Origin of the sequence: Psychrobacter sp. 28M-43, assembly GCF_014770435.1 — a bacterium.
Taxonomy (GTDB): domain Bacteria; phylum Pseudomonadota; class Gammaproteobacteria; order Pseudomonadales; family Moraxellaceae; genus Psychrobacter.
Genome location: NZ_CP061739.1, coordinates 529,875 through 541,790 on the forward strand (window position 1 = coordinate 529,875; position 11,916 = coordinate 541,790).

9 protein-coding genes are annotated in these 11,916 nt (G+C 42.9%); 5 read left to right on the forward strand and 4 right to left on the reverse strand.

Annotation, left to right across the window (positions count from 1 at the left end; all coding sequences use genetic code 11):
* The first annotated feature begins 144 nt into the window (after positions 1-144).
* Positions 145-1,164: a ferrochelatase gene (hemH, locus tag IEE84_RS02225; RefSeq protein WP_191114738.1), complete on the forward strand. Its 1,020-nt coding sequence runs from the start codon at positions 145-147 to the stop codon at positions 1,162-1,164.
* Positions 1,165-1,286: 122 nt separating this feature from the next.
* On the opposite strand, the gene IEE84_RS02230 is transcribed toward hemH, so the two are convergent.
* The 4 genes from IEE84_RS02230 to IEE84_RS02245 all read right to left on the reverse strand — a co-directional run bounded on the left by IEE84_RS02230 (position 1,287) and on the right by IEE84_RS02245 (position 6,430).
* Positions 1,287-1,661 carry a hypothetical protein gene (locus IEE84_RS02230; RefSeq protein ID WP_191114739.1) on the reverse strand — a complete coding sequence of 125 codons (375 nt, stop codon included), beginning with the start codon at positions 1,659-1,661 and terminating at the stop codon, positions 1,287-1,289.
* 288 nt (positions 1,662-1,949) lie between these two features.
* Positions 1,950-2,408 (reverse strand): hypothetical protein, encoded by a 459-nt coding sequence (locus IEE84_RS02235; protein ID WP_191114740.1) that lies wholly within the window; start codon positions 2,406-2,408, stop codon positions 1,950-1,952.
* A gap of 364 nt (positions 2,409-2,772) precedes the next feature.
* The gene (gene polA, locus IEE84_RS02240; RefSeq protein ID WP_191114741.1) at positions 2,773-5,751 is read right to left on the reverse strand and encodes a DNA polymerase I; all 2,979 of its coding nucleotides are present in this window, start codon (positions 5,749-5,751) and stop codon (positions 2,773-2,775) included.
* Between the two features lie 265 nt (positions 5,752-6,016).
* Complete coding sequence (locus tag IEE84_RS02245; RefSeq protein WP_191114742.1) at positions 6,017-6,430, reverse strand: Ohr family peroxiredoxin; 414 nt, start codon at positions 6,428-6,430, stop codon at positions 6,017-6,019.
* 268 nt (positions 6,431-6,698) lie between these two features.
* On the opposite strand from IEE84_RS02245, the gene IEE84_RS02250 reads away from it, so the two are divergent.
* The 4 genes from IEE84_RS02250 to IEE84_RS02265 all read left to right on the forward strand — a co-directional run bounded on the left by IEE84_RS02250 (position 6,699) and on the right by IEE84_RS02265 (position 11,882).
* On the forward strand, positions 6,699-7,601 hold the full coding sequence (locus IEE84_RS02250; RefSeq protein ID WP_191114743.1) for a hypothetical protein: 903 nt from the start codon (positions 6,699-6,701) through the stop codon (positions 7,599-7,601).
* A gap of 205 nt (positions 7,602-7,806) precedes the next feature.
* Positions 7,807-9,402 (forward strand): peptide chain release factor 3, encoded by a 1,596-nt coding sequence (locus IEE84_RS02255; protein WP_191114744.1) that lies wholly within the window; start codon positions 7,807-7,809, stop codon positions 9,400-9,402.
* A gap of 202 nt (positions 9,403-9,604) precedes the next feature.
* A complete protein-coding gene (locus IEE84_RS02260) occupies positions 9,605-10,456 on the forward strand; it encodes an RsiV family protein (protein ID WP_191114745.1) in 852 nt (283 codons plus the stop codon).
* A 157-nt stretch (positions 10,457-10,613) separates the two neighbouring features.
* Positions 10,614-11,882: an FHA domain-containing protein gene (locus tag IEE84_RS02265; RefSeq protein ID WP_191114746.1), complete on the forward strand. Its 1,269-nt coding sequence runs from the start codon at positions 10,614-10,616 to the stop codon at positions 11,880-11,882.
* The last annotated feature ends 34 nt before the right edge of the window (positions 11,883-11,916 follow it).

Consider the following 11,916-nt stretch of genomic DNA (forward strand, 5'->3'; position numbering starts at 1 on the left):
AATTGTATAGGTGCGCTTTTAGCCCGCGTCATTAATAGATAAAATGCTACACTAATGAGGTGTCTATTCAACTGTGTCTTAACAGTATCGTCTCTTATTATTTTGACCTCACCCTTAATAACTTACTGCTAATAAAGTGCTGCTATGAAACCTAAATTGCCCCCACGTATTGCCGTTTTGTTAGTGAATCTTGGTACCCCAGATGAGCCAACGGCCCCTGCCGTACGTCGCTACCTCAAACAGTTTTTGTCAGACCCACGAGTGATTGAGATTCCCAAATTTCTATGGGCTATTATTCTGAATCTATTTGTCTTACCCAGTCGTCCTAAGCGCGTAGCAAAGGCTTACGCGAGCATTTGGGAAGGTGATTCACCGATTCGTAAGATACTAAAAAGCCAAGTTGAGCTATTGGAACCACGTTTGACTGATAGTGTGGCGCCATTTCGTGTCTCTGTGCATCCTGCGATGAGCTATGGTAATCCTGGTTTACCTGATGTGATGGATGCGCTACGTGGAGAAGGGGTCGATCACTTTGTCATTCTGCCGTTGTTTCCGCAGTATTCGGCTTCTTCAGGCGGTGCGGTATATGATGCGCTGACGAAGTGGACGCTCAAGCAACGTAACTTGCCAAATTATACGATTGTTAAAGACTACTTTGCCCATCCACTATATATTCAAGCATTGGCCAACTCTATTCGCCGTTTTCAAGAGAAACATGGCAAGCCTGAAAAGTTGATGTTTAGTTTTCATGGTATCCCGCAGCCTTATGCTGATAAAGGCGATCCTTATCCTAAACGCTGTAAATGTACGGCTGCGCAAGTGGCGCATGAGCTTGGCCTGACAGAAGATGAGTGGATTATTAGTTTCCAATCACGCTTTGGCAAGCAAGAGTGGGTCAAGCCGTATACCGATGTGGTGTTGGAAGATTGGGGTCAGTCAGGTGTGCGCTCGGTACAGGTAATTAGTCCGGCGTTTTCAGCAGATTGTCTAGAGACACTAGAGGAGCTAGCCATTGAAAACCGTGATAACTTCCTTAATGCTGGCGGGCAAGAGTATCATTATATTCCTGCACTAAACCTTGATGAGACACATATTGAGTTGCTCGAAGCGTTGAGCTTGCCTCTAGTAAAAGGTTGGGCTGGCACGCTAGATGGCTGGGTTTAGACAGTCGAAAGTCGCTGTTTCAGTAAGTTGAATAGTAGAATAGTAGAATAAAAAAAGCACGCTTAATATAGTTAAGCGTGCTTTTTTATGACTAAAAATTGTATTAACAGTTATGTTAAGTTCTAAAAATCATCATCGTTGCTACGTTCGGCCGCTTCTCTATCAACAATATCCATGGCATCTGGATAATCGCTGTCATCAAGGTTGTCCTGAACCAAAATCTCATCGACACGTGACTCATCGATATTTTGACGATGCGCAGGTGTCAGCCCTTGGGTCGCATCACTACCGACTTCTGAGTTATTAAATCCCGCACTATTATCAATCACATCATCGTTATCAATAGTATGCAGCATAGGATTGTCCAAATCGACCAATTGGTTGTCTTGCTCATCCTGATTATTGTTATCTAAGTTATCGACGTTGTTATTATTGTCACGACGATTACCGTCAATATGATCCATCTCTTCTGGTAGTGGGTTTTTTGAGTTTTCCATGAATAATTCCTTGTTGTAGTTATTAGATGTCGCCATCATTAGAAGTAAAAATATCGCGCTGGCTTGTCAAAGCATTGCTCATTGCAATGTAGATAATATGCTTCTCAGTTTGTACGCTTATTCAACTTTTCACTAGTAGTAAGGTGTGACAGGATGTTCAAAAAATGTAAGACGATGACTAGAACGCAAAACGGCTACTCAAGATGAGTAGCCGTAATTGTTTATAAAATTCGTGCTAAGTCTCTATAAGGTAGCCAGATTGCTACATAAAAAATTAAACTTATAGTGTTAATTATTGGCGTGGTCAAACTTATAATTTAACTTCTGAACCAGATACGACTGATAGTTAGCCAGTTTAAATTGCCATAAATAGGTCAAGGCGATACCATAAATGGCAGTCTCAGCCAGCTCTTCGACAATTTCACCAAATGTATGCGGGAACATAATAGCGTTCTCGCCCATGTATTGCACGATAGCCAGTACAGTAACGCTAAGATAGAGCGAAACTGGCACGTTTTTTAGCACTGCCCATAGGTAATGCCTTGAGTAGACCAGCAAACCAAGCGCGACGAGATAGATAACGGTAAGGACGCTGTCCTCCCACCAGTCATAAGACTGACCAAGCATCGAAAAGTCGCTTGGAACCAGTAAGTCTGGTAGATAGTTCAACTCTCGACGAATGACAGAGACAAATATAAGTACGGCTGCTAGCCAAAAAGCCTTAATTTGTTTGACATGACTTTTCATAACATATTGTGAACTGCGCAATAGGCATATTATCAAAAGTATAATGCCAGGGATTTCAATGATGCCATCTGAACTCAAAATAACTGGCTCCTGCGTATCAAAAAGAATGTGTTAAAAACAAAAAAGTGAGCCCAAAGGCTCACTTTAAAGCAAAAATATCGAATAGTTAGGGTTTAACAGATGAGCTATTATAAACCCCGCACCTAGATATTACTGTTATGAAATATAACTAACTGGTCATAAGTGATTGTTAATATAAACAATATATAATGACTTATTGTAGTATTGGTTATTAAAAACTGTCATATCTGTAAGGTACATGAATAATCATATCTTACATGCTTGATTAAATGGCAGTGAGTGATTAATGCGCTTCATCCCAGTTTTGACCACTATCAGTCTCGACTAATAAAGGCACTGCAAAGTCGACATTCCAGCCTTTATCTACTGCCGTAGTCGTCAAGACATCTTGCATAGCATCAGTAATTAGCTGGCTAACTTCGTCTACTTTATCGGCATCCACTTCGAACACCAGTTCATCGTGAACCTGTAGCAGCATTTTGGCTTGTTCTTTTGGCAGCACTTTATCAACGGCAATCATAGCAAGCTTGATTAGATCAGCAGCAGAGCCTTGTAGTGGGGCGTTAATCGCCGCGCGCTCAGCACCTTGCTTGACCATACGATTGCTGTGATTGATATCAGGCGTATAGAGCTTACGGCCCAATATCGTCTCGACATAACCTTGCTCATAAGCGCTTGCACGCGTATTGATCATATAGTTTTTGACGCCTGGATAACGCTCAAAGTACATATCGATATAGTCTTGTGCCTCGCCGCGGCTCATCTGTAGCTGCTTAGCAAGTCCAAAGGCACTCATCCCGTATAACAGACCAAAGTTAATAGCTTTAGCATTACGACGTTCGGTCGAGGTGACGTCTGCGACATCCTTATCAAGTACTTCAGCAGCGGTAGCCGCATGAATATCTAATCCTTCGTTAAAGGCGTAGGTTAGGTTTTTATCACCTGAGAAGTGCGCCATTAAACGTAATTCAATTTGTGAATAATCCGCAGCCAAAATAACGCGACCTTCTGGTGCGATAAAGGCTTGACGAATGAGGCGACCAGTCGCAGTACGAATCGGGATGTTTTGTAAGTTAGGATCTGTTGAGGACAAACGCCCAGTGCTCGTTAATGCCTGATGGTAGCTAGTGTGCACACGATCGGTTTCGCTATCTGCGACATTATCCAGCGCATCGGTATAAGTACTTTTGAGCTTAGATAATCCACGATACTCTAGCGTAATATCGACCAATGGATGATCGATTTTTGATAGTACCGCCTCACCAGTCGAGTATTGACCAGACTTGGTTTTTTTGCCACCAGCAACGCCTAGCTTTTCAAACAGCATCTCACCGAGCTGCTTAGGAGAGCCTAAGTTAAATTCTTCACCTGCCACTTCATAAGCACGTTTTTCTAGGGCGATAATTTCTTCATCAAAGCGTTTTGACAGCTCGTTTAAGAATGAACGTTTAATCAAAATACCATGCGCTTCCATTTGGCAAAGTATCTCTGCCGTTGGAATCTCTAGCTCGTGTAGTAATTTGGCATTATTGGCATCGTTAGCCAGCTCAACGCTGAACACGTCAAATAATTGATAGGTGATGTCGGCATCTTCACAAGCATAGTCGCTTGCGATATCGATAGCCACTTGGTCAAAGGTAACTTGCTTAGCGCCTTTACCTGCTACATCTTCAAAGCTGATGGTTTGCGTTTGCAAATAATGACGTGCCAAATCATCCATACCATGGCGAGTAGCTGCCGCATTGATAACGTAGCTGGCAAGCATGGTGTCCATTGCCCAGTTATTTGGCTGCTCATGTATGGCGCCAACTAGATCGATATCATAGTGAGCGAGGATATGCGCATCGTACTTTAGATGCTGACCGATTTTACCGATATTTGGATTCTCTAGTATAGGTTTCAAGCGAGCTAATACCGTATCGCGATCAAGCTGCTTGGTTATTAGCTCATCACCTTCTAGGCTATGCGTAAGCGGAATGTAATACGCCTCATGTGCTTGCAACGCGAAAGATAAACCAACGATTTGTGCATCACGCCAATGAACGCTCGTAGTTTCGGTATCAATGACAAAATGCGGAGCAGCTTCTAACAATTCGACCAAGCTATCAAACGCTGGCTCATCGAGTACAGTGTGCCACGCTTTATCATGGTTAGTGCTGTCTTTGATGTTGTCGCTCTTGGTTGATTGGAGCGATTTTGCCACCTGTGCCTGTGACTCCGTATCGGCTTGGCTATCAGCAACACTTTTAGAGCCATTGGCAGGGTGGTTTGGATGATCAAGCGATGCCAGCTCATTTCTAAACTCAAGCTCATTATATAAGTCACGCAATTCATTTATATGAGCACAAGGGTCAGTATTGATTTTTAGGTCATTCCAATCTTGACCGATGGCTAAGTTAGTGACGATGGTGGCTAGCTTTCTGTTAAAAGGAATATCGTCGGCGTGTTCAATCAGACCTTTCGCCCCGCGACCTTTGATAAAGCCAATATGTTTGAGCATATTTTCGATATCACCATACTCAACGAGTAGGTCTTTAGCGGTCTTTTTACCGATACCAGGTACGCCTTTAATACCGTCAGAGGCATCACCCATTAGCGTTAAGAAATCGATCATTTGGTTTGGGTTAATACCGAATTTATCGATTACCGCTGGTGTATCCGTGACTTTGCCCGTAAAGCTGTCTTCCAGTATCACGCAGTCGTTGACCAGCTGCATCATGTCTTTATCACCCGTCGAGATGACCACATGATGACCTTGCTCGACAGCGCGATGGGCAAGTGTACCGATAATATCATCCGCTTCTGCACCCTCAATACGCAACAGTGGAATGCCTAATGCGGTGACTAAACGATGAATATAAGGAATTTGCTCTACCAGCTCGACATCGATGGGTGGACGAGCAGCCTTATAGTCAGCAGACATATGATGGCGAAAAGTCGGTGATTTGGTATCGAAGCAGACAGCCATATGGGTAGGGTGATAGCGACGCATCAGCTTGAGTAGCGCGTTGAGTGTACCGCGTATCGCATTGGTGATTAGGCCCTGCGAGTTTTGCATGGTTTTTGGTAGGGCGTGATAAGTGCGGAACAGATAATAGGAGCCATCAACCAAAATAAAAGGCGGCTGATCTTTGTCTACATGACTGGTATCCATCAGCGCCACGTTAGGCATGGTATCGAAGTTCGGTAATGCTTTTGGGTCAAGCGCTTGGTGAGAGTTGTGGTCATTATCGGTGGTATTGTCAGCTATGTCATCAGTCATAAAAGTCACTTATCAGCTATTAGATAAAAATATATACGCTTATTATAACGATAAAATCAGCGCATGCCGAACTGCTTAACCGTTACGAGATGTTCTATCGTGTTCTTTCTTATTGAAATCTATATTGGAGTTTTCGATATCTCATGTCTAGGACAAATAAATTGCTAAAGACAAAAAAAAGAACCCAGATAATCTGAGTTCTTTTAATGTCTGATGACTATCAATTATTTGTTATTAAATAGTTGATAAGGAATCTCTGAATGCATTACTTTACTTCTGAAGAGACTTCGACATCGATGTTACCGCTGGTTGCTTTCGAATATGGGCATACTTCATGCGCTTTTTCGACCAATTTTTGAATCTCGTCAGCAGATAGGTCTGTATTATCAGCGATGACGTGAATTTTTACGGCAAGCTTATATTCGTGATTGTCACCTTGTAATAGGTCTACAGAGGTCTCAACAGTTGAGCCAAATGTTGCGCTTTCCATTTTTTTGACTACGCCTAAAGCGCCATCAAAACAAGCACCATAACCCATAGCGAGTAATTGCTCAGGGTTATTACCTTTTTCATTAGCGCCTGGTGGTACCATGTTGATTTCAAGATCACTATCGCTTAAGGTTGCTGTACCCATGCGGCCGCCAGTAACAGTAGATTTGGTAGAGTATAGAGATTTCATGACATATCCTTTGTTGTAAGTTTTTATGTTTATATTTAAGTGGTAAATCTTAATATGAAACCTAGCATAACAAATCGCTCACGCAGCTCAGTGCATAGAGAGTAAATATATACTGCTAGTTTGTAAATGAGATTTCGAGCACAGTTTTATTCGTTTTTATATTTACAAGCTTATCGTACAGTCGTCAAAGAGGTACAATAGCGGTAATGAGCCATATATACGTTATCAGTATAGATAACAGAGATCTGAATCATAAGGACATTGTTTGATGAATAGATGGATTGCGATACCTAGTGTTTGCTTTTTGACGACGCTTGCTTTGATAGGATGCGAGGAAGAAGACGGCGCTTATGGGACGGCTAGTAGCGAGATTACATTGACAAGCTTTGCTAATAGTTATGATAGCAAAGCCAATGCTACAGCAATTGCACGAATTGATGAAACGTATCGTACTGGTGCGCGCGAGATCAAAACAACCAATCTCATCAACAGTTATAGCAACCAAAGCCTGAACGATTTAGACAGAACTGTGCTGGCAGATGACTTCGAGGGTCGACTTGAAAATAAAGACATCGAGGTTAATAATCGGACGGTCAAACGCCCCATCTATGAAAAAAACACCAATAATCAGCTAGACTACCAAACCACTTATAAGACGCTTAACTTATCAGGGCTGCGTGCTAACAGCTATGTTGCTAGTACAAACGTGAACAATAAATACGGTATTATTACCGACTTAAACAATTATTCTGAAATTCCGACCAATGTTGCTTTTCCTGAAGGGTCGGTTTGTTATATCCCTGTGGTAACCAGTGAGCGCTCGTTTTTGGCATTTAATGAGAAAAACAAGACTGGATATGCCTCAATAGAGAGGTGGATTGAAGTGGCCAAAACCCGCTTTAGTGCGGATAGAGATCATAGAACCTCTCAGTTCGGAGTGGGCATAGGCAATCAGCAGCAAGCCGCACAAGTCATGTTTTTTGAGTACGATGATCAGCCTGCTTATGAATATAGCGGTGTTGAGTACGGAAAGGACGTTTATGAAGCAAACTATGTCGCCAAAGGTAGCACCGACCCAAACACAGACAGCCGTTTTGACGTAGTTGATTGTACAATCGTCAATGAGGTGGCTGGCGACTTCTTGGCTGAGCAAATCGAACGCTACTATTGAGATGGATTGGTGGCTATTAGTCGTGCTACTCAAGCATGATAATCGCAATTAGAAAGCCAAAAAACACGCTTCGTTTAAATAACGGGGCGTGTTTTTTTATACGCTAATTCTGCACCCTGATGCTAAATCCGCTACAATACGCCCATTATTTATTTTATTTATTTAGAGTCACTTCTAAATCACATAACTGTTGAAGCTGAAAATTATGAGCGTAGATCCAAAGAAATTAAACAAAGAAGTTGCTAAGCGCCGCACCTTTGCCATTATCTCGCATCCCGATGCTGGTAAAACCACCATGACCGAAAAACTCCTGTTATGGGGTCAAGCGATTCAGGTAGTGGGCGAAGTAAAAGGCCGTAAGACGGATCGTCATGCAACCTCAGATTGGATGAGCATGGAGCAAGAGCGTGGTATCTCGATCACGACGTCTGTCATGCAGTTTCCGTATAAAGACCATATGGTCAACCTACTAGATACCCCAGGTCACGCCGACTTTAGTGAAGATACCTACCGCACTTTGACCGCAGTGGATAGTGCGCTGATGATGGTCGATGGTGCAAAAGGTGTAGAGGAACGAACCATCAAGCTGATGGAAGTATGTCGTATGCGCGATACGCCTATCATCTCATTCGTCAACAAGCTAGATCGTCAGATTCGTGAGCCGCTTGAGTTACTTAGCGAAATCGAAGCAGTGTTGAAAATCAAATGTATCCCAGTGACTTGGCCTATCGGTATGGGTCAAGACTTCATCGGTGTCTATCATTTGACTGAAAATAAAACTTACTTTTATGAAAAAGGCAACGGCGGTAAGATGACGGTCTCTGAGACCAGAGAAGGCTACGATTATCCAGATATCCGTGAGCGTCTAGGACAACTGATGTTTGACGCTTTCGAAGAGTCACTTGAGCTGGTACAGATGGCACTAGAAGAGTTCAGCGTTGACGCGTTTTTAGCGGGTGAGATGACGCCAGTATTGTTTGGCACGGCATTGGGTAACTTTGGGGTAAACATGGTACTTGATACCTTGGTCAAATATGCACCGCCGCCAAAAGCCCATCCAACGACTGAGCGTGAAGTATCAGCCACCGAGACAGATTTTACGGGCTTCGTCTTTAAGATTCAGGCCAATATGGACCCGCGTCACCGTGACCGTATTGCGTTCTTGCGAGTGTGCTCTGGTAAGTACGAAAAGGGCATGAAAATGAAGCACGTGCGTCTGGGGAAAGACGTACGTATTGCTGATGCTCTGACCTTTTTAGCAGGTGACCGTGAGGCGCTAGAAGAAGCTTATCCGGGTGATATCATTGGCTTGCACAACCATGGCACCATCTCTATCGGTGACAGCTTCACTGAAGGCGAAGAGTTAAGCTTTACAGGTATTCCGCATTTCGCCCCTGAACTGTTCCGCCGTGTAGTTCTAAAAGATCCGCTTAAATCAAAAGCATTGCAAAAAGGTCTTCAACAGTTAAGCGAAGAGGGTGCAACGCAGGTCTTTATGCCGCAGATTAATAATGACTTGGTATTGGGTGCGGTCGGTGTCCTACAGTTCGAAGTAGTCGCGCATCGTCTAAAAGAAGAGTACAAAGTTCAATGTACCTTTGAGCCAGTATCGATAGCTACGGTACGCTGGATTCATTGCGATGATGAAGTAGCATTGGCGAAGTTCAAGAAAAAAGCCCATGACCAATTATCATTAGATGGGGGCGGTTATCTAACCTATCTTGCGCCATCACGTGTCAATCTACAGCTGATGCAAGACCGCTATCCAGAAGTGACTTTTAGTAGCACTCGCGAACATTAAATTTATTTATACGCTTATATCGTTTATTGATTAAGACACGCCAGCCGTGTCTTTTTTATTGCCTGTATTTATGACTCAAATAGTAAGAGTTAGATAATCGTTTGCTTACATCACCTCAAAAACGTGAACAGTCTTCCTACAATACATTGCAATTGTTACGGTAGAATATTGAATGGCATTTTATATTTGTAGAAGAGGACATATGCACACTACGACTCAAACTGATGATAAATCTATATCGGCTGATCTATTTTCGATAAAGATAAGCCAGAGACGTTCAATTGCTATGTTGACTGGCAGCCTATTGTTAAGTGTCGTTAGTATGTCGGTCAATGCAGGAAGTTTCATTAGCAGCACGGAATATCTACCGTATCAGCTACCCAGTAATATACAAGAGACGTGTGACAAGCGTGATAACTGTCCAGAGATTGAGGTTAAGTATCTCAAAAGCAGTCAAAACTGGATAGATGAGATTGCCAATGCCCGTATCGATAACTTAGTCGTCAATAGTCAGATGACAGAGTCAGCACCTATCAAGGGTAAAAGCAGTGGAAAAGAAGTTACGGCTGCTCTTGATAGCTTTGTGAGTTCGCAATTCCAAGATATGCCTGATGATGTGTCATGGGGTTATAATCTGATGGTAGCGCCCAATTATCTAGGTCATGTCGATGATTTTGAACTGTTTGAGATTAGCTCCTATGTCTATACTGGCGGTGCACATGGCATGCCTTATAGCGAGTACCTAGTATTTGACCCAAGTACCAAAAAGCAGGTCACGCTTGACGACATGCTTATCTCAGGTAAAAAACCTCGTTTTGAGGCGCTGGCCTATGATGCTTATAAAGGATGGGTTAAAACGGTTGCCGAAGACGTGAGTAGTTATGAGAAAAACTGGCCATTTACGTTAAGCGATAATGTGACCTTAACAGACACGGGCGTTAGCATTCGTTATCAGCATTATTCTATTGGTCCATATGCTTACGGTATGCCTGTCCTTAATATCCCCTATAGCAAGCTTGATAAAGTTATAAAACCTCACTTTATACCAAAGTAAATACTGTATGGTGTTTGAGGAAAGTACTTAATAAACTGTACTAGGCAAATTCTATTAAAGAAATAGCGACAATACTTATCATGAAGTGGCAGTAATATTTTAGAGTTATTATTTTTAGCATCATTGGATATTCAATAGAAAAATAAGGAGTTATAACATGACAAACGAGACAGATAGTATGAATACGGCAGCAAGTACAACTTGGCAGCTAAATGCATTGACCGAAGCGCTAGGTGACCTAACACTGACAGTTAGTGATAGCTTATCTATAGGTCGTGGTAGTGATAACGACGTAGTGCTAGGTAGCAAACAGGTTTCTCGCAATCACGCGGTGCTCAGTGTGTTAGATGGTCAGCTGTATGTGAAGGACTTAGACTCTTCTAATGGTACGTTTATCAATGAGCAACGTATTGCAGGTAATGAATCTAGTCATTTAAAGGCAGACGATATGCTTGGCTTTGCAAGCTTTAGCTTTCAAGTACAGGCAACTACTGCACCTGTGACGACGTCAGAGAGTGAAACGCTAGCGCCAGTGACCACAGAAGAGCCAGTAGCAGATACACATGAGAATGCTGACATGGCTACTGTGCTAGAAAATCCTGCTAGTGAGCCTGTGACTGAAGAGCAAATAGTTGAAGAAAGCGTTCTTGAAGAAAGTCCGAGCAAAGAAGCTCTGATTGAAGAAGATCCGATCATAGAGCAAACAGTCAATGAGCCAGTGATCAAAGAAACTGGTATCGAAGAAATGTTACCTGCTACGGATGATACTGTACCTGTAGAACCTTCACCTGTAGATACCGGCTCAGATATGATCGAAGACTCAGTCACTTCTACGTATGAAACCGTTGAACCAGTTGTTGAAGAACCGGCTACTGAACAAGCCGTTGCTACAGAGCCAGTTGTCAAAAAAACAGGGATTGATGAAGTACTGTCTGACGCGGATGCGGCATCGCCTACGCCAGTAGAAGAAACGCCAGTTGCTACAGAAGTAGTAGCTGACGCATCTGTACCTACGGCAACTGAAACAGAAGCTGTGACAACTACAGAGTCATCACAGACAGCATCTGCTGATAGCGCGCCAGTGGTAGAAGAGCCAGCAGTGCATGAAGAGCCAGCAGTGCATGAAGAGCCAGCAGTCCAAGACGAACACGACAAAACTACAAAAACAGAGTTACAAGAAGAAGCTGACCCTGAAGTTTTAAAAGCCAAACAAGCAGCTAGTGCACAGTTTTCAGGCACGGCTAATTTAGGGCAGCCGCGCGATCTTGGTACCGAAGGCAATAATGCGATGGATCAAGAAATCAGCAACCCTGCTCATGCAGGTCATGTAGAGAAAAAAGCGAGCGGCGGCTGGTTTATATGGGTATTTGTGACCATTCTAATTATCGGTTTGGCCTTATGGTTGTTTAATATGGGCGGTGCATAATTCAAATACACACTAGGTCTTTGTCGTAATTTTT